Source organism: Vreelandella salicampi (genome assembly GCF_013415105.1).
GTDB classification, from domain to species: Bacteria; Pseudomonadota; Gammaproteobacteria; order Pseudomonadales; family Halomonadaceae; genus Vreelandella; species Vreelandella salicampi.
The window spans coordinates 1-23157 of sequence record NZ_JACCDF010000002.1 but is presented as its reverse complement, the minus strand read 5'-3'; the positions used below and the strand labels follow the sequence as shown (position 1 = coordinate 23157).

Genomic DNA, 23157 nt, shown 5'->3' with positions numbered 1-23157 from the left:
CTTAGTATCAGACCACGCCCTGGCTGCGCAGGTAATCGTCGTAGCTGCCACTGAAATCGACGATGCCGTCGCCGCTCATGTCAAGCACGCGCGTGGCCAGCGAGGAAACGAACTCACGGTCGTGGCTGACGAAAATCAGCGTGCCGGGGTAATTTTCCAGTGCCAAGTTGAGCGCCTCGATGGATTCCATGTCGAGGTGGTTGGTCGGCTCGTCCATCAGCAGCACGTTGGGCTGGGTAAGCGTCAGTTTGCCGAACAGCATGCGCCCTTGCTCACCGCCGGAAATCACCTTCACCGATTTGTCGATCTCGTCGCTGGAGAACAGCATCCGCCCTAGCGCGCCGCGCACGATCTGCTCGCCGCCTTGCGTCCACTGTGACATCCACTCGAACAGCGTGGCATCGACGGCGAAATCGTCGCCGTGCTCCTGGGCGAAGACACCCAGGTCCGCACTGTCGGTCCATTTCACTTCCCCGGCATCCGGGTGTAACTCGCCCGCCAAGGTCTTCAGCAGCGTGGTCTTGCCGATGCCGTTGGGGCCGATGATGGCAATGCGCTCGCCGGCCTCGACGGTCATGGAAAGCCGCTCGAACAAGGGGGTGTCGTCGTAGCCCTTGGTAATCGCCTCGACGTTGACCGCATTGCGGTGAATCTTCCTAGCTTGGTCGAAGCGGATAAACGGGCTCACCCGGCTTGAGGGCTTGATGTCTTCGAGTTTGATCTTGTCGATCTGGCGCGCCCGCGATGTGGCCTGCTTGGCCTTGGAGGCGTTGGCCGAGAAGCGGCTGACGAACTGCTGCAGCTCGGCGATCTGCGCCTTCTTTTTGGCGTTGTCGGCGTGCTGGCGTTCGCGCACGGCGGTGGCCGCGGTCATGTAGTCGTCGTAATTGCCGGGAAACAGCGTGATCTCGCCGTAGTCCAGGTCCGCCATGTGGGTACAGACACTGTTCAAAAAGTGGCGGTCGTGGGAAATGATGATCATGGTGCTGCTGCGCGCCCTGAGCACGTCTTCCAGCCAGCGGATGGTATTGATATCCAGGTGGTTGGTCGGCTCGTCGAGCAGCAGTACATCGGGGTCGGAAAACAGCGCCTGAGCCAGCAGAACCCGCAGTTTCCAACCTGGCGATACCTCGCTCATGGGGCCGAAGTGCTGCTCCAGGGGAATGCCGAGGCCGAGCAGCAATTCACCCGCGCGCGCTTCGGCAGTATAGCCATCGAGCTCGGCGAAGCGAACTTCCAGATCAGCCACCGCCATGCCGTCCTCTTCGCTCATTTCCGGCAGCGAATAGATGCGCTCACGCTCCGCCGCAACCTGCGAAAGCTCGGTGTTGCCCATGATCACGGTGTCGATGACGCGCTCGTTCTCGAACGCGAACTGATCCTGGCGCAGCTTACCCAGCCGGGCGTTGGCATCCACCATCACCTGCCCGGCGGTCGGCTCCAGGTCACCGCCAAGAATCTTCATGAAGGTCGACTTGCCGCAACCGTTGGCCCCGATCAGGCCGTAGCGATTGCCGTTGCCGAACTTGACGGAGACGTTTTCAAACAGGGGCTTAGCCCCGAACTGCATGGTGATATTGGCGGTTGCGATCACGGAAGGGTCCAGTTGAAGTGCAAAAGTTCGCCATTTTACGCGCTATGCGCCGCGCATTCACCCCACAACCCCAGGTAGACAAGAGAACTGAGCCCCGAAGCCTGCGATTTTAGCGGCATGCTAAACTACGCGTTTATCACGCCGCTCACATCGAGGGCGACAATAAGCTCACTTTAAGGAGCTCTATGCTGCGCATTTCCAACACTGTGGAGCTGGGCGATTGGGAGATCGAACTGCACCCGATTCGTGCCCAGGGCGCCGGCGGCCAGAACGTCAATAAGGTCGCCTCCGCCATCCACTTACGTTTTGATATTGGCCGTTCTAGTCTGCCGCCCTTCTACAAAGAACGGCTACTGGCGCTGACGGATCAACGCATCACCCAAGAGGGCGTGGTGATCATCAAAGCGCAGCGCTTTCGCACCCAAGAGCATAATCGCGAGGACGCGCTAAATCGCCTGCGCGAGATCATTCGCGAAGCGGTAAAACAGCAAAAAACGCGTAAGCCGACTCGTCCTTCACGGTCTGCCAAGCGTAAGCGGGTGGACGCGAAAACGCGCAAAGGCAAGACCAAAGCGCTGCGGGGGAAAGTGCCTAGCGGTTGAAGGCCGCCTTGCGCGAGCCACTTGCGGTACCCCCCTTTGATTACCAATACTGAGGTCATCTTCCCTTTTGTCAGCAAGGAGCCCGATATGCAGGATTTTTTAACGCAGTTACCCAACGTAGAGCTCCACTTGCACATTGAAGGCTCGCTCGAGCCTGAGCTTATGTTTGCGCTGGCCAAGCGGAACAACATTACGCTTCCGTATGCGACTGTCGCGGAGGCGAAAGCCGCGTATCACTTTAATGACCTGCAAGGCTTTTTGGATCTCTACTTTCAAGGCATGAACGTGCTGCGCACAGAGCAGGACTTTTATGACCTGGCGATGGATTACTTCAAGCGCGCCAGGGCAGAAGGCGTTGTGCATATTGATATGCATTTTGACCCGCAAGCGCACCTTCAGCGGGGTGTGGCGTTAGATGTTGTCATGGCGGGCTTGCTGCGCGCGAAACAAGACGCCGAGTCGTCGCTCGATTTGTCGGTCGGAATGATCATGGCCTTTTTGCGCGACCGGCCCGCCGACGAAGCCCTTCACGTGCTGGAGTCAGCCGCGCCGTACTGGAAGTTTCTCGACGCGATTGGCTTGGACAGTGCCGAGCGCGGCAACCCGCCAGAGAAGTTCCAGGCATTGTTTGCGCGGGCAAAAGCGCTAGGTTTGGTTCGGGTTGCCCATGCTGGCGAAGAAGGGCCCGCTGACTACATTGAGCAGGCGCTGGATGTCCTCGACGTACAACGCATCGATCATGGGGTACGCTGTTTGGAGAGCGACGCCGTGGTGCAGCGCTTACGTGAAAGCCAAACCGTGCTGACTGTCTGCCCGCTTTCCAATGTGAGCTTGAAAGTCGTCGACGACCTGCGCGACCACCCGCTTCCCAAGCTGCTGGCGGAAAAGCTAAAAGTCACCATCAGCTCGGACGACCCGGCCTATTTCGGCGGCGGACTACTGGTGAACCATATGGCCTGTGCCGAGGCGTTTGGTTGGGATGAAGCGGTATTTCGACAACTCAATCGTAACGCCATCGAAGAAGCGTTTATCAGCGAGGACCGGCGTCAGCAACTGCTCAAGCGCCTAGAACAGGCGTAGCGGTCGCACGCATGGGTTAGTCGACCCGGGTAATCGCCTGGCGGTTGGGGTCGACATACCATGGTAGGCCAAGGCGGGTATTACGCTCCAGCTCGGCAATCACTTGGGCGCCCAACAGCAAGATAATGGCGCCCACTTCGAGGCTCAGCAGCACGATCACCAGCGTCGCCAATGAGCCGTAAACGGCGTTGACGAACGAGAGATTGGCGAAATAGTAGACCAACAGCAGCCGCACCCCCTCCCACAGCAGCGCCGCCACGAAGCCGCCTACCACCGCTCGACGTAACGCAATGCGCACGACCGGCAGCACTTTATAGATGGCACTGAACAACAAAAACACCCCAATAAAACTGCTCAGGTTAAGCACCGGTTCGGAAAGCCCGGCCAACGGCAGCTCCCGCTCGAAAATCGCCAGCACCATCGTATTGAGCGAGCTGGCCAAGGTGACCGCCAGCGTCAATGCCATTAGCCCCGCTCCCAGCACTAGCATGAAGGCGTAAGGCAGCATGACGGATACCCAGACGCTGCGTTTTTTGTGCGGGCTCTCCGGCGCATGGAATATGATCGCCATGGCGTCTTCGAGCATGCGAAAAGCAAATGAACTGAAGAGCAACAGGATGGGAAAGCTGAGAATGCCGATCACATCGCCGGAATCCAGCAGGTCGCGGACGGCATCCAGCAGCACCTCGGCATGGGCCGGCGCCAGGTGGCGTACTTGTACGGCCAGAACACTGAGCAGATGCTGCTCATCCACCACTTGGGTCAACAGCACGACCAGCAACGCGAATAGCGGCACGATGGAAAGCAGAATATTGTAGCCCACCCCACCAGCCAGCAGGATGCCGCGGTTCTTGAGGAAATGACATAGCACTCGCCAAACGAAGTTAGCCAGCCGGGGGAGCAACAAGAGGACGGCACTGAATAATGTGGGGGGTCGAGCCATGGCTTGGCATTCTCCTTATACGCTAAGGCCATGATACGCCGATGGCGCTGCGTATTAACAAGGATGATCGTTAACGCCTCAATGCCGTTTTATAGCTTTACCCTGGCGAGCTCGCTCCACTGGGTCGTATAGCGCGGCGTGCGGCTTTCACTGCGCAGTGCCCAGGCGTTGTCTTGTCGGGGTAAGCCTAGTTGTACCGTGCCCTTGCCCAGCTCACGGTTGATTTTATCGACCGTGGCCATGAGCCGTTCGCTGCGTTTCGCCTCGGTGGCCGTTTGCGGTGTCTCGGTCAGCGTGAGCTGGCGATTGGCTTTGGGGGAAAGATCGAGCAGCATCACGCCGACTTTTTGGTAGCGATACCCCTTGCGCCATAGGTGCCTGAGCCCTTGAGCGGCGGCGGCAATAAGTTCGCGGCTGTCATCAGTGGGGCGATCCAGCGAGACGATCACGCGGTTGCGGTATTGCGGCAAATCGGTGCGAAACGGATTGGTACGAACGAACACCATGACGGCACTGGTGACACTTTCTTGCTTACGCAGCTTCTCTCCCGCGCGGGCGGCATGGTGGCGCAGCGCTTCGCGTAGGTCGTGCGGGTCGCCGGTGAGCCGCCCAAACGAGCGCGAGACCATGATCTGCTGTTTGGGCTCGCTCATGTCATCCAGCTGAATCATCGGCTGGCCGCGCAGCTCCCACACGATGCGTTCCTGCATCACGGAGAATCGCTTGCGTACTTGCTTGGGGTCGGCTTCGCGCAGCTGCCAAGCGGTGTTAATCCCCATCACATTGAGCCGTTCGGCGGTACGCCTCGCCACGCCCCAAAGCTCGGTGACGGGCAGCTGTTTGAGTACGGCTTGGGTGGCGGCGTTATCGGCGTCTAATTGGCAAACGCCTGTGGCTTGGTAAGCGGGGTGCTTTTTGGCCATGTGATTGGCGATTTTGGCCAGCACCCGCGTCGGGGCAATCCCCACCGACACCGGGATGCCCGTCCACTTCCGCACGGTTTCGCGAAGCCGCTGCCCGCGCGCCTCCAGCGTCGCCGGGTCAAAGCCTTGAAAGCCAACGAACGACTCATCGATGGAGTAGACCTCGACATGCGGGGAGAACTCGGCGAGCACCTCAGTGACGCGGCGGGACATATCGCCATACAACGCATAGTTACTCGATAGCAGTACCGTTTGGCGTCGTATCGGCGGTGACAGCAGGTGCATCGCGGTGCCCATCTCCACGCCCAAGGCTTTGAGCTCGCTTGAGCGCGCAACAATGCAGCCGTCGTTATTGGAGAGCACCCCAACCGGGCGGCCTTCCAGCGCCGGGCTAAACACCCGTTCGCACGATACATAGAAGTTGTTGCAGTCCACCAAGGCCATCATGGTAGCGGCGCTCCCGGTAGACTGTGCAGCACATGGGTCACCACGCCCCAAACGTGTGACTCGCGCCCTTCCAACGCGATCAGCGGGTAAGCCGGGTTACTGGCCCGCAGGTACGCGCGCTGCCCGACGCGCTCTAAGCGCTTGACCGTGAGTTCGCCATCGACGGCGATCACAATGATGCGCCCTGGCAGCGCTTCCAAGCTGCGGTCGACGACCAGCAAGTCTCCGTGATGGATACCGTCACCGATCATCGAATCGCCTTCGGCGCGGACAAAGTACGTCGACGCCGGGCGTTTCACCACGTGGCGATGCAGATCCAGGTCGGTATCGAGGTGATCATCCGCTGGGCTGGGAAACCCCGCGCGAACGGCGCTGGAGAAAAACGGCAATGCGTGAGGCAAGGCAGCGGGATCCGCCCGGCCTACCCATGAAACGGTCAACGACATACTCGCGGCCCTTTAGCTGTATATGAAAACAGTATCAATAAAGAGCACCGCGAGTGCAAGCTTCACCGCATGCACCACTGGAGAACTACCCGCCACTGTTACAGGCGTAAGACGCGGTAGGCTTAACACGCGTACGCCTGCCCGAACATTTTTTTCACACACGCTATTGACGGGCACCGCATTAAAGGTTCAAGATGCACGCAGTTGGTTAGCAAGTCGAACGTTGTCAGCAGTATCGAAGCATATAGCATTGAGTCTGGTGAAAGTTTCTTGTTCTACCCACGGCAACTCGGGTATTTCCCGGCTTAATTTCGCTACATCGAGGATTTCGATCATGGCAACTGGTACAGTAAAGTGGTTCAACGATACTAAAGGCTTCGGCTTCATCGCTCCGGAAGACAATGGCGACGATCTGTTCGCGCATTTCTCTGAAATTCAAGCAGACGGCTTTAAGTCCTTGCAAGACGGTCAGAAGGTTTCTTTTGACGTCACTCAAGGTAAAAAAGGCCTTCAGGCTTCTAACATCAAGGTTCTGGACTAATCTCCATACCGTGATGTTTATTACCGGCTAGCTCGGTAAGCTAAAAACCCCGCCAAGTGCGGGGTTTTTTGCGTTATGTGTGGCAACTCCGAACATCAGCCGCGATATCCCGCTGACTTATCTTGCCTTAACGCTTGCTTTAACAATGGGCTCACAGCGTGATTCTGAAAAAGCCCCAGGGTAATATTCACCCAGGGCCCTGATATCTATCTACCTCTCTATGCACCTCTCTCTATGCACCTCTCTCTATGTACCTCTAAACGCTTTGGTTAGGTTACTCACTGTTTGAAGGCCCCAGAAAGCGTGTTTCACTAGCGTTCGTTATTGAGGGATCCTCTAATGCGACGAAGCGCAGCTCGACGGGGTGGCTAGGCTCCGTCAGCACCTCCCCATCGGCGGTAAGCGAAACCCGTAAGTGGCGCGTTTCAAAAGCCGCCACCTCGATGGTGTCAATGCCCCGCAAACGGAGCCCGGGCAGCCCTGTTGCCGTTAACGCATAGCGATGCGCCTGAGTATCTTGATTGCGCAACGTCACGTTGTAGTAATTGACAATACGCCCTCCCTCCGCGCTTTCAAACAGCACCTGACGATCCCGAGCAATCTCCACATCGATGGGGACTCGAGCATTCAAAAAGCCAATAAGTAGCACCACCATAGAGAGCAGAGCCGCAGCATACACAAACAGCTGAGGACGCCAAAACCGGGTGGTTTTACCTTCTAGCGCGCGCTCGGTGGTATAACGAACAAGGCCTAGCGGTTTATTGATACGTGCCATCACGCTATCACAGGCATCAATACACGCCGCGCAGCCAATGCACTCATACTGCAGCCCATCACGAATATCGATACCTGTCGGGCATACCTGAACGCATAGTTCGCAATCGATACAGTCGCCGATACGGGATGCCTCAGCGCCCTTTTGATGGTGGTTACGACGCGGCTCACCACGGGCAGCATCGTAGGACACAATCAGCGTATTGGCGTCAAACATCGCCGACTGAAAGCGCGCGTAAGGGCACATGTGCAGGCATACCTGATGGCGCAGCCAACCGGCATTCAAATAGGTAAAGACCGTAAAAAAGCCGATCCAGAAGAGCGCCCAGGGATGCACATCCAGAGTGAATAAATCCACCACTAACGCCCTGATAGGCGTGAAGTAGCCGACAAACGCCAACCCCGTTGCTAACGCTATCAGCAACCAGGCCGCATGCTTGGCTGCCTTGCGCCATAGCGTATCCAAGGTACGCGGTGCTTTATCACGGCGTATGCGACGGTGCCGAGGCCCTTCCAGGCGGTGCTCAAACCAAATAAACAGAAACGTCCACACGCTTTGCGGGCAGCTATAGCCACACCATACCCGCCCCGCCACTACCGTGATCAAAAACAGGCCAAACGCGCAGAGCACCAGAATCCAGGTGAGCAAGATAAAATCTTGCGGATAAAACGTCGCCGCAAACAGATGAAACTCTTGTGCTGAGAGGTCGAACCACACCAACGGCCGGTCCCCCCAATTAATCCACGGCAAGCCGAAATACAGCGCCATCAGCAGCCAGTTGGAGCAGCGCCGAATACGCTGAAAAAATCCTCCTATTTCCCGCACATAAATATGCCCGAGCTGGGGAGGCTTAGAGGAAGGCGTGTGGTGTTCAACCGTCGCCTCAGTGGTCAGGTCTTGCAGTGGAATGCGTTGCGTCATACCGATATCCAGAAAAGGAGGAATGGAGGGCTATACGGTCGAGGGGCGTCGCCGATTATTAGCCACTACTATCCCCACTAAGCAAGGTTACAAACAGGCGCAGTTTTAGAGAAATATTGCGTATCAGCTGGTGCAACGCAGCCGATAAACTCGCCGTCTGATATGCTTTTTATTGAAGAGACTGAGCCTGTTTTTATCTCATCACATGCGACACAGTGGTGTTTTCTATAAACAGAGAACCGTGCTGTGCCAGCTAACACTGTGATGGAGTATCCTGGCGTTCAAATCAACGCACCGACGGTTTATCCCATGAAACGCTACGAACAATTCGCCGATGAGATAGCCACGTTGATTCGCGAGGGTGTGCTTGGCCCCGGGGAGCGCATCCCCTCGGTACGCCAGGCTAGCCGCCATCACGGCATTAGCCCCTCCACGGTGTTCCAGGCCTACTATCTGCTGGAAAACCAAGGGCTCATCACCGCGCGAGCGCGCTCGGGCTATTTTGTCCGTGAGCACGCACGGCGCTTGCTGGACGAGCCACGGGTGATGCTGCAGCCCACCGACCCTGCTGAGGTAGAAGTCAGCGAGTTGGCGTTCTCTGTGCTTGGCTCGCTACAGGATGACCGAACGGTCCCCTTCGGCTCGGCCTTTCCCAGCCCTGAGCTGTTCCCACTTTCTCGCCTGAGCACCAGCATGACACGCGGGCTGCGCGCACTTTCGCCCCAACAGGTGGTGGCCGACATGACCGCCGGGCATACCGACCTGTGTCGGCAAATTGCCCTGCGCTATATGCTGGGTGGTATTCAGCTGCCGATGGAAGAACTGGTGATTACCAATGGGGCAATGGAGGGTCTAAATCTTGCGCTGCAATGCGTGACCCAACCGGGCGACCTGGTGGCGATTGAGTCACCGGCGTTTTATGCCAGCCTGCAGGTGTTGGAGCGATTGAAACTACGCGCGGTGGAGATTCCGGTTCACCCACGAGAAGGTGTCGACCTCGAAGTACTGACAGAGCGACTAGAGACACTGCCGATCAAAGCCTGCTGGTTTATGAGCCACCTGCAAAATCCGCTCGGCGCCAGCTTGAGTAAAGCGCGCAAGCAAGCGCTTTATCAGCTGTTAAAGCAGCATCAGGTGCCGATGCTAGAAGATGATGTGTATGCCGAGCTGTATTTCGGCAGCACGCCGCCCGCGCCCGTTAAAGCCTTTGACGACGAGGGCTTGGTCATCCACTGCAGCTCTTTCTCTAAATGCTTGGCGCCTGGCTATCGCGTCGGCTGGGTCGCGGGCGGGCGCTATGCCGAGGCCATCTCGCGGCTAAAACTGATGACCACCATCTCGCCTTCCGTACCCGCGCAAGCGGCGATTGCCGACTACTTACAGCACGGCGGCTATGACCGCCATTTGCGTAAACTCCGTCACGCCTTAGAAGCCCAACAAGGCAGCATGCTGGCGGCGGCGGAGCGCTATTTCCCTGCCAGCACCCGCATTACCCGCCCTGTTGGCGGCTACTTTTTGTGGGTAGAGTTTCCCGAGCAGGTGGACTCACTGCGGCTATTTAATATGGCGCTTGATCAAGGCGTTAGCTTAGCGCCAGGCCCCATCTTTTCGGCGACCCAGCAATTTCGCCACTGCGTACGCCTGAGCTACGGCCACCCCTGGACGCCAAGCAGCGAACGCGGCATGGAAACCCTGGGGCGGCTGTTAACGCTTCTTTAAGCTTCTCAATTCATACTTAAGGTAGTTTTCAACCCAGACGCCCTAGTAATGGCCCAGCAGTTTCCACCACAAGGTGCCGACAACTACCCAGATAACAAGATTTACCACACTCATAATAAAGCCCGCTTTCCACCACTCGCCCAGCGTTAGATAGCCCGAGCCAAAGATGACGGGCGAGGTGCCTGTGGCGTAATGGGTTAAGGTCATCATGATGGAAGACGTGGCGGCCATGATCAGCACAAACGGCATGGGCGGTGCGCCGAGCGTTAAACCAACGGTAAGAAAGGCCGCCATCATGGCAGTGATATGCGCGGTGGTGCTGGCAAAGAAGTAGTGGGTGTAAAGAAAGGTCAACACCAGCAGAGCAGACGCTCCCAGCCAGCCGATGCCCATCATGGTGATCCAGTCCTGCATATTGGTGGAAAACCAGTCGATCAAGCCCGTCTGGTTGAGCTGGGTTGCCATCATGATCAGGGCACCGAACCAGAGCAAGGTATCCCAGGCGTTCTTTTCCGCCAGCACATCATCCCAGGTTAATACGCCGCTCAGCAGCAGTATCGATAGCCCAATAAACGCGGAGGTCGTGGTGTTGAGGGTAACCGAGTCGCCCAGAAATGCCGCTGGGATATCCGCCCACAGCAGCAATAGCACCAAGAAGACAAACAGCATAATGCCTTCGTCTCGGCTGATCTTACCCATTTCGGCAAGCTTATCGCGTGCCATTTGCGTGGCATGGGGAGTCTCTTTTATTTCCGGCGGATAAAGCAGGTAAAGAATATAGGGCATGGCCAGGATGGCTACCAAACCAGGTAACAGCATGGCAAGCGCCCAAGTCATCCAGCTCAGCTGAATTTCAGCCCCGGTGGCGATTGAAACCAGCTCTACGGTCAATGGGTTGGGCGCGGTAGCGGTGACAAACATCGCCGAGGTAATGGGGTTGCTGTGGTAATTTACCAGCGCCAAGTATTTGCCGATTTTGCTCGACGTGCCGTCTTCCGGGCGTGAGTCAAAGCCTTTAGCAACAGAGCGCATGATGGGGTGCATGATCCCGCCACCACGAGCGGTATTACTCGGAGTTACAGGAGCAATGGAGAGCTCGGAAAAGGCCAAACTATAGCCGATCCCCAACGTCTTCTTGCCGAAGAGGGAAATAAAATAGTAGCCGATGCGGGCTCCCAGCCCCGACTTAATCAGTCCTCGTGAGATCATAATGGAGATGGCGATTAACCAGATCAGCGAGTTGGAGTAGCTGCTTAGTGCATCGCTAATGGCAGCGCCCGGATTATCGCTGGTCACCCCGCTCGCCGCCACGACGGAAATAGCAATGACTGAAATAGCGCCGATGGGCATTGCTTTGCCAATAATCGCGGCGATTGTCCCCACGAATATGGCCAGCATCAGCCAAGCATCAGAGGTGAGGCCTTCCGGCAACGGAATAGCCAGCCATATCAGCAAAGTAATCGCCACCGCAATAACGGTTGGCCAGGGTTTGAAAGGCATCGTCGGCATCGTCGGCCCCCATATAAAGTAGGTAGCTGCGGCACGCTCGCAGGCAATAGAGCAGCGCTTGAGTTTCTACTTAAGTCTATATCAGGTAGACGTTTGCCGACTTGCTTCACGTCAATGGCCAGAACCGCCTTGCTGGCCCCCCTTGCGTCAGCGCCCAGTCTTCGGTGCCGTTGGTGGTGACTTATTCAGGTTGATGCCTGCCTTGGTCAGGCATTACTTCACGTGAGGCCATGAAGTAGGAGGAGTCAGCCGGGAGATATTTCACAAAGGGCCTGCCACCCAATAATGGTCAACCATTAAGACAATAAGAATAATGTTCCTTGCTTATAAAAAGGATGATAGAGATATAAAGTGCAATTTAGGGTTTCACGATAGATATAGCATAAAACCACGATCACCCTCTTTCTTAAGATATTATATATTTTTGTTTATAAACAAATTTATTCCATTTAACTAGCTTAATGGGTTGGCAAGTCAACGTAGGATTAAATACGGCAATTTTCTTTATACTACATTAATAAAATATGAAATAGACCATGGTCTTATTTCACAAATAACCCTCAATGGCTACCTTCAATTGGTCAACCAATTGGAGGTGACTGTAATGAGCCAAACAGCTACCGCATCGAAGGCTAGTGATATTGAGGCACTTCGGCAGCGGGCTTACAAAATTCGTCAACACGCCTTGCGGATGGGCGAGGTACAGGGTCAAGGCTACGTGGGTCAGGCCTTAGGGGTCGCCGATGTCCTGGCGGTATCCTACTTTCGCGCGCTAAAACTTGACCCTAAAAACCCTGAGTGGGAAGAGCGAGATCGTTTCCTGCTGTCCATCGGGCACTACGCCATCGCCCTCTATGCCGCTTTGATCGAAGCCGGTGTTATCGCCGAAGAAGAAATTGAAGACTACGGCAGCGACGACAGCATCCTGCCCATGTCCGGCATGGCTGACTACACGCCAGGTATGGAAATCACCGGTGGCTCTTTGGGCCACGGCCTTGGCATTGGGGTCGGTATGGCGCTGGGTCTCAAGCGCAAAGAGAGTGCGTCGCGCATTTTCAACCTGCTGTCAGACGGCGAGCTAAACGAGGGCTCGACCTGGGAAGCCGTTGCTTCTGCAGCCCACTGGAAGCTGGGCAACTTGATTGCGATTGTCGACGTCAACGATCAGCAGGCCGACGACAAGTCGTCCACCGTGCTCAACTACGAACCGATCGCTGACAAGTGGACCGCCTTTGGATGGGAAACCTATCGCGTTGATGGCAATGATCTCGAAGCACTGGTCGAGGCCTTCGACAGTGCCTTGGCAAGCAACTCCGACAAGCCCCGCGTGATTATTTGCGACACCCTGATGGGCCGCGGCGTGACGTTCCTCGAAGAACGCGACAAGAACCACTTTATTCGCGTTGATGAGAATGAGTGGAGCGTGGCGCTCAAGCAGCTCGATGAAGCCTACGGTGTCCAGTAAGGAGGAAATGAAATGAGCGCCAAGAAAAAGTTAAAAACCTCATCCATGATCGCGTCTATCGCGGGGGAAGGTCAGCCGGTAACAGCGGCTCCTTTCGGCCACGCGCTGGTTGAGGCCGCCGAGAAAAATCCCAAGATCGTCGGCATGACGGCAGATCTCGGCAAGTATACCGATTTGCATATCTTCGCTCAGGCCTACCCTGATCGCTATTACCAGATGGGCATGGCCGAGCAGCTGCTGATGATGGCAGGGGCCGGCATGGCGCGCGAGGGTTTTATCCCTTTCGTAACCACCTATAGCGTCTTTGCTTCACGTCGGGCCTATGACTTTATCTGCCTGGCAATCGCCGAAGAGAAATTGAACGTCAAAATCATCGGCGGGCTTCCGGGTCTGACCACCGGTTATGGGCCGAGTCACCAAGCCACAGAAGATGTCGCTATTTTCCGTGGCATGCCGAACCTAACCATCATTGACCCCTGCGATGCGATAGACATTGAGCAGTCGGTGCAGGCAATGGCGGACTTCGACGGCCCTGTTTACTTGCGGTTATTGCGTGGCAAGGTGCCGCGTGTATTGGATCGTTTTGATGACTACCGCTTCGAGATTGGCAAGGCCAAGCGGCTGATGAATGGCAAAGACGCCCTGATTATCTCATCCGGACTGATGACCACACGGGCAATCGAAGCTGCCGATGAGCTGAAGGAGAAAGGGATCGAGGCGGCTGTCATGCACTGCGCTACGATCAAGCCTTTGGATACTGAGGCCATTCTGGCAGAGGTGCGCTCCAATACCGACCGCCCCGTCTTCGTGGCGGAAAACCACTCGGTTGTCGGCGGGTTGGGCGAAAGCATCGCGTCCCTGCTGATGAAAGAAGGCGTATCGGTCAAGTTCCACCAGATCGGCCTTCCCGACGAGTTTTTGGACGCCGGCGCGCTGCCGACGCTTCATGATCGCTATGGCATTTCAACGAGGGAGGTAGTGAAAACGGTAGCGAAAAACGTCTCCGTAGAGGAGGAGATCAAACCCACCATTTAACGCACTATCTGTCGTTAAAACAAAAAGCTACGACAACGATTCACAACAGCAGTTTACAACAACGGTTCACAACAACGATCTGAACAGAGAGAAACGTCATGAAAAAAACAATTCTTGCATCCGCCGTCGCCAGCGCCTTTTTCTTCAGCGGTATCGCCGCTGCTCAGCAGACACTTCAGCTAACCCATAGCGCCGCAGAGGGCAATCCAAAATGGGATGCATCTGAAATGTTTGCAGAATTAGTCGAAGAAGGCACCAACGGTGAGTTGGTCGTCGATGTAGGGGGTAACTCCCAGTACGGCGATGACATGGAGGCGCTGACCCTAATGAGAATGGGGGCGCTGGCTTTCAGCAGTAATAGCCAAGGCTCTACCTCCAGTGTCGTGCCGCAGTTCTCCGTACTTGGCCTGCCATTCCTGTTCGACTCGCTGCCTTCTGCTTGGCGTGTGATGGACGGTGAAGTAGGCGATGAACTCAAGAAACTGGCGGAAGAGAAGGGCCTAGTGCTGCTCGCCATGTGGGATAACGGCATTCGTCACGTCAGCAACAATGTGCATCCTATTGAATCGCCAGAAGACCTGGATGGCCTCAAGATTCGTACGCCTCCGGACGAGATGACCGTCGATATTTTCGAAGCGCTGGGCGCTAACCCAACGCCGATGAACTTCTCCGAGCTGTACATCGCCCTTGAGCAGGGTGTTGTGGATGGTCAGGAAAATCCGCTGATGAATATTTATTCCTCCAAGCTTTACGAAGTTCAGGACTACATCTCGCTGACGGGCCATAAGTATGAGTCAACGCCGCTGCTAATGAGCAAAACAATCTGGGATACGCTGTCACCAGAGCATCAAGACGTTGTTCAAGAGGCGGCCGTCGAAGCCGGTGAATTCAACCGTCAGGCTTCTCTGCAGGCGGATGAAGATTTACGCAGAGAAATGGAAAACGCCGGTGTGGCGTTTAACGAGGTGGACAATAAGGCTTTCATTGAAGCTACCTCATCCGTTTACGACCTGTGGCGTGAAGAGTATCCGGAGTTGGTCGAAATGGTCGTCAATGCCTCTCAGGGCGAGTCGCAGTAACAGGAGGGGCTTTCCATGAAGCTCTCAAAAGAGAGCCGCAACAGCGAAGTGGGTAAGCCCGCTTCGCTGTTAGTGAGCTCAAAGAATGTGATTTATCACGCCTTCAAATGGGTAGCTATCGTATCCATTGTGGCCATCTTCTTATCGCTGTTGCTGGGGGTGGTGGTTCGGTATGTGTTCTCTATCAATTTGGGGTGGATAACAGAAGTACCTAACCTGCTATTTCCCTGGCTGACGATGTGCGCCATCGTCGCCGCTGCTGCCAAAAATGAGCATATCGGCGTCGAACTGGTGGTAGAAAAACTCCCGAGCCTACCCAAGAAGCTGGTGACGTTGGTCGTCAATGGCATCGCCATGGTCGCCTTTGCGGTGATGGCATTTCATGGGCTGGATGTCGTCGAGATGGCTGGAAGTCAGCGGTTTCCTATCACTCAGCTCGGTATGTCATGGGCGTATTGGTCGGTGGTAATTGGCTTCATGGGAGTGGCCGTCGTTTCGTTTATCAACATTGCGATGGTGCTAACCGGAGGCGATCAATTCTCCGAGCCTAAAGTCTCTCACGGGGAGGATGGGTTATGACGGCCCAGATGCTCATTGGTTTTACTCTATTTCTCTTGATGGCGATGCCGGTGGGTTATTCGCTGGTGATCAGTGGCTGGGCAGCGCTATCGGTATTCGGCCCGATGCCATCGAGTATGGCGGTAATGAAGATATTTCAGCCGACACAAAGTTTTCCTCTACTGGCGATCCCCTTCTTCATACTCTCAGGCGGCCTGATGATGTCAGGCAAGCTGGGGCAGAAGCTGGTGGGCTTAGCGTCTATGCTGGTGGGGAAATACCATGGCGGGCTTGGGCAGGTCACGGTGGTCGGCTCCACGGTCTTTGGCGGGGTTTCGGGGTCTTCCGTAGCCGAGGCCTCTGCACTTGGTTCCATGCTGATTCCCTGGCAAAAGAGAGAAGGCTACCCCGGCGCTTTCGGGGCCGCTGTTACCTCGGCGTCATCGGTCATTGCGGGCCTAATGCCGCCGTCGATTCCCCTTATCTTATTCGCCACCGTCTCGAATGCCTCCATTGCATCGCTGTTTGTCGCGGCAGTGATTCCGGCGCTGATGCTCGCTGGCGGCATGATGTTGGCCTGCTACATCGTGGGTAAACGGCGCGGGTTCCCACGGCTTACCCTCAAGTACACCGGTGCCGAAGTAAGAAGCACGTTTTTTACCGCGCTACCGGCGCTGCTAATGCCGGTATTTATCGTCGTACTGCTGCGCGCTGGTATTGCCACGCCGACCGAAGTCAGCATCATCGCCGTGGCCTATGCGTTGGTGGTCAGTAGTGTTATCTACCGTGACCTGTCGGCCGAGCGCGTTATGAGTGCACTGGTGAGTACGGTGATCACCACCGGCATCGTGATGCTGATTATCGCGGCAGCCAACATCATCGCCTACATTCTGACCTCCGGTGGCGTGCCCCAGGCAGTCGCTCAATGGGCCGTGGAATATCTCAAGCATCCGATTCTGATTATTCTGGCGATTAATCTACTGTTGCTCGTCATCGGTATGTTCCTCGACTTGCCTGCGGCCATCCTGCTACTCGGCCCAACGCTGGTTTCCATCGCCAATGCGATCGGGCTGGACCTTGTACAGCTCGGCATAATGATGTGTGTGAACCTCAGCATTGGGCTTTTCACACCGCCTATCGGCACCACGCTGTTTGTCTCTTCCGCCATTGCCCGTGAGCGTATCGGCGCCGTGGTGAAAGAGCTGGGCCCCTTCTACTTGGTCGCCATCACCGTGTTGATACTGGTGTCCTATGTGCCGGCGCTGATCGTTTATTGAACTGACGCGCTGCGACAGCCTGAGGAAGCAATATGAACAGCTATGTATCAGTCAGCACGGCGGCCTATGACGGCTATGGGTTCCATACGATCCTGCCATCGCTTGCGCGGTGTGGCGTGAAGAACGTGGAGTTTGCCTTCATCGATGGCTATGTCGAGGCCTTTACCGACGGCGACTTTACCGAGGCGTTTGCCAGCGCCTTAAAAGACGAGATGCGCCAGTATGGCCAGGAATGCCGCTACTTCTCGGGCCATATCGATTTGGGTATGGAGAACGCGGCCGCCCGGCTTGAAGCACGCTGCCGTTTCGCCGCCTCTCTCGGCGCGTCCTTCGTCATTACCAACGCGGCCACGTGCGAGCGTGCAGGCACCTTCTTTCGACAGGCGGACACCCTGGCCGCGATTGCTCGCGACCACGGTATACGCATTCTGCTGGAAAACCCCGGCAACGGGGTGCCCAACGTTCTCGACCACGCCGGTGATGCATACGGCTTACTTGAGCGGCTGGATTCCCAAGCCTTTGGTATTAACTACGACATCGGCAATCTGTTGGCTCATTGCCCTGGCCGAGAACCGCTTGGGGATGCGCGTGAGGCGATGCGTATTGCCGATCACTTTCACCTCAAGCCGTGTACGCGGCGGGGAGACGGCATCGACTTTGTTGCATTGGGCGAAGGGTATATCGACGACGCTGCGTTGGCCTCCGAGCTTCTTCATCAGGGCATGCCACTCTCGCTGGAACTCCCGTTTCGCCTTCATCGTGATGCCAATGCTCAGCCGTGGCGCGATGAACAACCACTGCCACTCGATGTGATCGAGTCGCGTATTTGCCGCTCCCTTGAGGAGCTGGCATCACTCAACAAATAACGTACTCAACATCAACAAAAGGAAAACGTCATGCTACTTAAAGACAAGGTATGTATCGTCACCGGCGCTGCAGGTGAGAAAGGCATTGGCTTGAGAACAGCTCGCCTTTTCTATGAGGAAGGCGCGTCAATCGTGATTTCTGATATTAATGAGCAGGCCTGCGAGAAAGTGCGCAGCGAATTTGATGCCGACCGCTGCCTGGTGGTTACCGGCAACGTGGCCAACCGCGAAGACTGTTTCAATCTAGCAAAAGCGGTGATCGACAAGTTCGGCCGTATCGATGTGCTCGTCAATAATGCCGGCATCACCCAACCGGTAAAGTTCGAAGAGATTTCACCAGAAGACTATGACCGCATTCTGGACGTAAACCTGCGCGGTATGATGTACATGTCGCAAGCGGTGGTGCCGCACATGAAGCAAGGCGGCGTCGGCTCGATTATCAATACCTCGTCTGTTTCTGCACAGCGCGGCGGCGGTATTTTCGGCGGCCCCCACTACAGTGCCGCCAAGGCCGGCATGCTGGGGCTTGGCAAAGCCATGGCGCGCGAGCTTGGGGCGAACGGTATTCGGGTTAACGCCGTTACGCCCGGCCTGATCGCGACCGATATCACCGCGGGCAAGCTCGACGACGAGATGAAGGCCAAGATTCTGGAAGGAATTCCCCTGAACCGCCTGGGTGCGCCCGATGACGTTGCCAAGGCCTTCCTGTTCCTAGCCAGCGACCTCTCCAGTTACATCACGGGGGCTACCCTAGATGTGAATGGCGGTATGCACATTCACTGATTATGGTAAGCTGCCCTGGTACTTTCAATACGGTCTTGTCGTATTAATGCGGTATAGGGGCAGCGCCTGGATGATGATATGAGCCAGATTGATCCTAACCTTTTGGATAGGCTTAAGGAGTTTGTTTCTGTCTCCGAGCTATCCAAAGACGGTCGTTTGAAACTTCCGCCGGAAAGAGCGCTGTGTGAGCATTTCGACATGCACCGCTCGTCGGTGAGGAATGTCCTTTCGTTACTGCAGAGCCTTGGGTTCATCGAACGCAAACAGGGCAGCGGCACCTTTCTTAAGATGCCGGAACCGGTTTTCATTCAGCTCTATTTTGAACTGGCGCTTAAGCTCAATTACATTTCCGTCGATCACCTCGAAACGGCTAGGGAAATGTTCGAAAAAGAGATCGTCCAGGCGGCGGCGGTGAATCATCAGCCCCATGAGCTTGAGCGGCTTGAGCAACTCTGCGGCAAGATCGTGCATTCCACCGATGTACTTGAAGGCATTCAGGCCGATTACGACTTTCATGAGCAACTGGCCATCATGGCGAAAAATCCCGCCATTTTGATCATTTTCCAGGGACTGTCGTCAGTACTCAAAAAAGTGCTTCACCAACGTCGTATCCTCGCGCGGCAATCCAAGTCGAAAGAGGCACAAAAGAAGACCAACGAGACGCATATTGCTCTCGTCGCTGCCGTTAAAACCCGTGACCGGGATTTGGCGCGTCAAGCGATGCACGATCACTTCGAGACGTGGAATCAGCAGACAATGCGGCCATTCTCGGAGATAGAAGAAGCGAGTTTGCTTACCGATTAAGTGTCTCTATTGCTTGGATAAAACGCCAAGCCCTTGAACGAAAAGGCCCCGTTGGATATCTCGCCAATGGAGCCTTTTACGTTAGCGACTCGCAGAACCTTTGAGGCCTACACCTCCTGGTAAAGCGCCCGCCCTTCTTTCTTGAATTTCTCCGCCTGCTCTTCCATGCCCTTCATCACCGCTTCCTGATCGCCGTTTAGCCCGTGTTCGTTGGCATAGTCACGCACCTCCTGGCTGATCTTCATGGAGCAGAACTTCGGCCCGCACATGGAGCAGAAGTGCGCCACCTTGGCGGAGTCTTTAGGCAGGGTTTCGTCGTGGTACTCCCGGGCGGTGTCCGGGTCCAGGCCCAGGTTGAACTGGTCTTCCCAGCGGAACTCGAAACGCGCCTTGGAAAGTGCGTTGTCGCGACGCTGAGCCGCCGGGTGGCCCTTGGCCAAGTCCGCCGCGTGGGCAGCAATCTTGTAGGTAATGATGCCGGTTTTGACGTCGTCTTTATTGGGCAGGCCCAGGTGCTCCTTGGGCGTGACGTAGCAGAGCATCGCGCAGCCAAACCAGCCGATCATCGCGGCCCCGATGCCCGAGGTAATATGATCGTAGCCGGGGGCGATATCCGTCACTAGTGGGCCGAGGGTGTAGAAGGGCGCTTCGTCGCAGTACTCCAACTGCTTATCCATGTTCTCTTTTACCAGATGCATGGGCACGTGGCCGGGGCCTTCGATCATCACCTGCACATCGTGCTTCCAGGCGATATGGGTCAGCTCACCGAGGGTCTTGAGCTCCGCCATTTGCGCTTCGTCATTGGCATCCGCCACCGAGCCGGGGCGCAGGCCATCGCCGAGGGAAAACGCCACATCGTACTGCTTGCAGATCTCGCAGATCTCCTCGAAGTGGGTATACAGGAAGCTCTCCTGGTGATGGTACAAACACCACTTGGCCATGATCGAACCGCCGCGGCTGACAATACCGGTGACGCGCTTGGCGGTGAGCGGCACATAGCGCAGCAGCACGCCTGCGTGAATGGTGAAGTAGTCCACGCCCTGTTCGGCCTGCTCGATCAGCGTATCGCGGAAGACTTCCCAGGTGAGGTCTTCGGCCACGCCTTTGACCTTTTCCAGCGCCTGATAGATAGGCACCGTGCCAATCGGCACCGGCGAGTTGCGCAAAATCCACTCGCGGGTTTCGTGGATGTTCTGCCCAGTGGAGAGATCCATGATGGTGTCCGCGCCCCAGCGGATGCCCCAAGTCATCTTATCCACCTCTTCTTCGATAGAAGACGTCACCGCCGAGTTACCCAGATTACCGTTAATCTTGACCAGGAAGTTGCGGCCAATGATCATCGGTTCGCTTTCCGGGTGGTTGATGTTATTGGGGATAATCGCCCGCCCGCGGGCGACTTCGTCGCGCACGAACTCAGGCGTGATCTCATCCGGCAGGCTGGCACCAAAGCTCTGACCTTTATGCTGGTGGCCCAGAATGCGCTCCACTTCCTCATTGCCCAACGCCTGACGACGCTGGTTTTCGCGCAGCGCGATAAACTCCATTTCCGGCGTAATAATGCCTTGGCGAGCGTAGTGCAGTTGGGTCACGTTTTTGCCCGCTTTCGCCCGCCGTGGTGTACGGGTTAGATCAAAGCGCAGCTGGGCAAGCGTCGGATCGTTGGCGCGGCGATGGCCGTACTCGCTGGTGGGGCCGGTCAAGAACTCGGTGTCGTCCCGCGCTTCAATCCAGGCGCGACGCAGCGCCGGCAGCCCGCGACGCAGGTCGATCTGTGCGTCGTGGTCGGTATAGGGGCCGGAGGTGTCGTAGACCAGCAGCGGCGGGTTCTGCTCGTCGTCGGCGGAGGTCTTGGTGGGCGAGAGGGTGATCTCGCGAAACGGCACGCGAATATCCGGCCGCGAGCCTTCCACGTACACCTTGCGCGAAGCGGGCAGCGGCGCAATAGCGGCAGCGTCTACCCGGGCGGTTTCGGCTAAAAAATGGCTAGTTTTGCTCATAACGGTCGCTTCCTTATGTTGTTTTGCTGAATTAGTTGGTGAGGTCGAGGCCCATCTGCCAAAAGTCGATTTCCAGGCGAGTGGCATCGCGGAAGATCTTGCTCAGCTCATTAAAGCGGGCGGGGGTAACATCGGCTAAGCGGGCATTGAGCCATTCGAGCTCCGCCCGCATGGCGGACTGAAACTCTTCGCCTTCGTACATGCCAATCCAGGCGTCAAAGGGGTTTTGCTCCCCGCGCACCGTGTTGGGTTGGTCGTTAAGCCAGTTGGCGATTTCGCCGTAGCCGACCAGGCAAGGAGCCAGTGCCACGTGCAAATCGAGCAGGTCGCCGCGGCTGCCGGTATCCAGCACATAGCGGGTATAGGCAAGCGTCGCCCTGGCTTCAGGAAGTGCTTCCAGCTCCTGCTCGGAAATCTCCCACTCCTGGCAAAAGCCCACGTGCAGGCCCAGCTCCACGTCCACGATGGCTTTCAAACCTTCATGGGCTTGGCGAAGATCGGCAAGGGTGGGGCTTTTATAAGCAGCCAGCGCATAGGCGCGAGCGAAGTGGATCAAAAACAGGTAGTCCTGCTTTAGGTAATGGCGAAACGACGCCTCGGGCAGCGTCGCCGTGCCCAACTGGCGCACAAAATCGTGCTCAATATAGGCGCGCCATTCATCGTGACAAGCGTTGATGAGATCGGTAAAGCAGTAGCCCATGATGCCTCCGGTAGTAATGATCCGGAGGGCAGGCGAGAGATCGAGGGAATGGCGCGGAAAGGTGGCGTGCGATCTTGAGAGAGCTAGCCATGGCCATCGCTTGATCCCTACGCCGGTACCCGCGCCGCAATTCATATAGCAGCGCATTAGCCGGATCAGGTTCAGCGGGACCAGCGCTTGGCAGCAAACATTGCTACGCCCTGCGCCATCTCAGCCGGATATCACCGGCACCCCGTCAAGCTGTTCGTTGGTGGAGTGTAGGAGGCGGGTGGGGGAGATGCAAGGGGACAAGATTGGATATAGAGAATCGTGCAAGCTGCGAATTTAAGAGGTGTTGCCAAAATTGGCTTTGCTATCAAGGGAATCAATGGGGTAGAGTCAAAACAGGTGGGTGCAAAACCTCAATGCGCCTTCGCGTTCATTGAAGTTTTGCAGCGGGGCGTAGAATCACTTCTGGGTAGAAGTTGAGGAGGGGTATGTACACATTTTGTTTTTCGGTAGGCGGGCTCCTATCTCTCTTTATTGCTTTGCTTTCGATTATAAGAATCAGGGAGTGTGCTTCGGGAGATAAAAAAACATTAAAGCGATCTGGTCTCAGACTTATTTTTCACGGTGGTTTGATTTTGATGGCGGTTTACGGACTTCAGTCTGTTTGGGATATTTCGTCCGTAGAAGATGCGGACGGCCTCGTAGCGTTGTTAAGCGCGCTATTTCTAAACGCAGCAAGTTGGATCGTACCCTTCGGGTTTGCGGCAATTGGAGCTAGCGTTTACGCCTCAGCTCTTTCACTGCCGAAAACTGATGAAGAGCTAGGAGTAGCCGATTTTTTAGAGAAGGTGCCAGCGCGTACGCGGCCGACGGTCGCGTGGCTCATAGAATTGGTTGTGTAAATCCAACGAATCGCTGCAGTTGACCGGCCAAAGCGCTGCTGCACTTTGGCCTGCAACTGAGCTTCGGCGTTATGTGTTGTAGTGAACCTGCCTCATTCATGAGAGTGTCGATTGAGCGTTTTGGAGCCGTTGGTTGCCGGCTTCAGTCTTCAACAGCCGTATCGATGGCGTGATGACACACGGATTAATGCCCAAGTGTGGCG

At 56.1% G+C, this 23157-nt stretch carries 21 protein-coding genes and 1 riboswitch; of the genes, 13 read left to right on the top strand and 8 right to left on the bottom strand.

Annotation, left to right across the window (positions count from 1 at the left end):
• Positions 1–7: 7 nt before the first annotated feature.
• A complete protein-coding gene (locus tag HZS81_RS02870) occupies positions 8–1594 on the bottom strand; it encodes an ABC-F family ATPase (RefSeq protein WP_179929062.1) in 1587 nt (528 codons plus the stop codon).
• Between the two features lie 185 nt (positions 1595–1779).
• On the opposite strand from HZS81_RS02870, the gene arfB reads away from it, so the two are divergent.
• Positions 1780–2196, top strand: coding sequence for an alternative ribosome rescue aminoacyl-tRNA hydrolase ArfB (arfB, locus tag HZS81_RS02865; RefSeq protein ID WP_179929061.1), 417 nt, complete (start codon positions 1780–1782; stop codon positions 2194–2196).
• A gap of 87 nt (positions 2197–2283) precedes the next feature.
• Positions 2284–3276, top strand: a complete 993-nt coding sequence (locus HZS81_RS02860) for an adenosine deaminase (protein ID WP_179929060.1) — start codon at positions 2284–2286, stop codon at positions 3274–3276.
• A gap of 16 nt (positions 3277–3292) precedes the next feature.
• Here HZS81_RS02860 and HZS81_RS02855 read toward each other — a convergent pair whose 3' ends face one another.
• The 3 genes from HZS81_RS02855 to HZS81_RS02845 form a co-directional block, all read right to left on the bottom strand.
• Positions 3293–4219: a YihY/virulence factor BrkB family protein gene (locus tag HZS81_RS02855; protein WP_179929059.1), complete on the bottom strand. Its 927-nt coding sequence runs from the start codon at positions 4217–4219 to the stop codon at positions 3293–3295.
• 89 nt (positions 4220–4308) lie between these two features.
• Positions 4309–5589, bottom strand: a complete 1281-nt coding sequence (locus HZS81_RS02850) for a Y-family DNA polymerase (protein WP_179929058.1) — start codon at positions 5587–5589, stop codon at positions 4309–4311.
• Positions 5586–6035: a LexA family protein gene (locus tag HZS81_RS02845; protein WP_179929057.1), complete on the bottom strand. Its 450-nt coding sequence runs from the start codon at positions 6033–6035 to the stop codon at positions 5586–5588. Before HZS81_RS02845 ends, HZS81_RS02850 begins: the two co-directional genes overlap by 4 nt.
• A 334-nt stretch (positions 6036–6369) precedes the next feature.
• Here HZS81_RS02845 and HZS81_RS02840 point away from each other — a divergent pair, with 334 nt between their 5' ends.
• Positions 6370–6576 carry a cold-shock protein gene (locus HZS81_RS02840; RefSeq protein ID WP_179929056.1) on the top strand — a complete coding sequence of 69 codons (207 nt, stop codon included), beginning with the start codon at positions 6370–6372 and terminating at the stop codon, positions 6574–6576.
• 274 nt (positions 6577–6850) lie between these two features.
• On the opposite strand, the gene ccoG is transcribed toward HZS81_RS02840, so the two are convergent.
• On the bottom strand, positions 6851–8272 hold the full coding sequence (ccoG, locus tag HZS81_RS02835; RefSeq protein ID WP_179929055.1) for a cytochrome c oxidase accessory protein CcoG: 1422 nt from the start codon (positions 8270–8272) through the stop codon (positions 6851–6853).
• Positions 8273–8581: 309 nt separating this feature from the next.
• Here ccoG and mapR point away from each other — a divergent pair, with 309 nt between their 5' ends.
• Positions 8582–9991, top strand: coding sequence for a GntR family transcriptional regulator MpaR (gene mapR, locus HZS81_RS02830; protein WP_179929447.1), 1410 nt, complete (start codon positions 8582–8584; stop codon positions 9989–9991).
• A gap of 42 nt (positions 9992–10033) precedes the next feature.
• On the opposite strand, the gene HZS81_RS02825 is transcribed toward mapR, so the two are convergent.
• Entirely contained in the window at positions 10034–11500 is a 1467-nt protein-coding gene (locus HZS81_RS02825; RefSeq protein ID WP_179929054.1) for a DASS family sodium-coupled anion symporter, read from the bottom strand.
• 604 nt (positions 11501–12104) lie between these two features.
• Here HZS81_RS02825 and HZS81_RS02820 point away from each other — a divergent pair.
• The 8 genes from HZS81_RS02820 (at position 12105) to HZS81_RS02785 (ending at position 19367) form a co-directional block, all read left to right on the top strand.
• Positions 12105–12965, top strand: coding sequence for a transketolase (locus tag HZS81_RS02820; RefSeq protein WP_179929053.1), 861 nt, complete (start codon positions 12105–12107; stop codon positions 12963–12965).
• A gap of 12 nt (positions 12966–12977) precedes the next feature.
• Complete coding sequence (locus HZS81_RS02815) at positions 12978–14000, top strand: transketolase family protein (RefSeq protein WP_179929052.1); 1023 nt, start codon at positions 12978–12980, stop codon at positions 13998–14000.
• Positions 14001–14098: 98 nt separating this feature from the next.
• A complete protein-coding gene (locus HZS81_RS02810) occupies positions 14099–15079 on the top strand; it encodes a TRAP transporter substrate-binding protein (protein WP_179929051.1) in 981 nt (326 codons plus the stop codon).
• A 15-nt stretch (positions 15080–15094) separates the two neighbouring features.
• Complete coding sequence (locus tag HZS81_RS02805) at positions 15095–15658, top strand: TRAP transporter small permease (protein ID WP_179929050.1); 564 nt, start codon at positions 15095–15097, stop codon at positions 15656–15658.
• Entirely contained in the window at positions 15655–16914 is a 1260-nt protein-coding gene (locus tag HZS81_RS02800; protein ID WP_179929049.1) for a TRAP transporter large permease, read from the top strand. The genes HZS81_RS02805 and HZS81_RS02800 overlap by 4 nt, the downstream gene beginning before the upstream one ends.
• A 32-nt stretch (positions 16915–16946) precedes the next feature.
• Entirely contained in the window at positions 16947–17780 is an 834-nt protein-coding gene (locus HZS81_RS02795) for a sugar phosphate isomerase/epimerase family protein (protein WP_179929048.1), read from the top strand.
• Positions 17781–17810: 30 nt separating this feature from the next.
• Positions 17811–18563 carry an SDR family NAD(P)-dependent oxidoreductase gene (locus HZS81_RS02790; RefSeq protein WP_179929047.1) on the top strand — a complete coding sequence of 251 codons (753 nt, stop codon included), beginning with the start codon at positions 17811–17813 and terminating at the stop codon, positions 18561–18563.
• A 78-nt stretch (positions 18564–18641) separates the two neighbouring features.
• The gene (locus HZS81_RS02785; RefSeq protein ID WP_179929046.1) at positions 18642–19367 is read left to right on the top strand and encodes a FadR/GntR family transcriptional regulator; all 726 of its coding nucleotides are present in this window, start codon (positions 18642–18644) and stop codon (positions 19365–19367) included.
• Between the two features lie 107 nt (positions 19368–19474).
• Here HZS81_RS02785 and thiC read toward each other — a convergent pair whose 3' ends face one another.
• Positions 19475–21364 carry a phosphomethylpyrimidine synthase ThiC gene (thiC, locus tag HZS81_RS02780; RefSeq protein ID WP_179929045.1) on the bottom strand — a complete coding sequence of 630 codons (1890 nt, stop codon included), beginning with the start codon at positions 21362–21364 and terminating at the stop codon, positions 19475–19477.
• Between the two features lie 31 nt (positions 21365–21395).
• On the bottom strand, positions 21396–22064 hold the full coding sequence (gene tenA / locus HZS81_RS02775; RefSeq protein WP_179929044.1) for a thiaminase II: 669 nt from the start codon (positions 22062–22064) through the stop codon (positions 21396–21398).
• 87 nt (positions 22065–22151) lie between these two features.
• Positions 22152–22309, bottom strand: a riboswitch (TPP riboswitch).
• A 231-nt stretch (positions 22310–22540) separates the two neighbouring features.
• Here tenA and HZS81_RS02770 point away from each other — a divergent pair.
• Positions 22541–22954 (top strand): hypothetical protein, encoded by a 414-nt coding sequence (locus HZS81_RS02770; RefSeq protein WP_179929043.1) that lies wholly within the window; start codon positions 22541–22543, stop codon positions 22952–22954.
• Positions 22955–23157 lie beyond the last annotated feature (203 nt).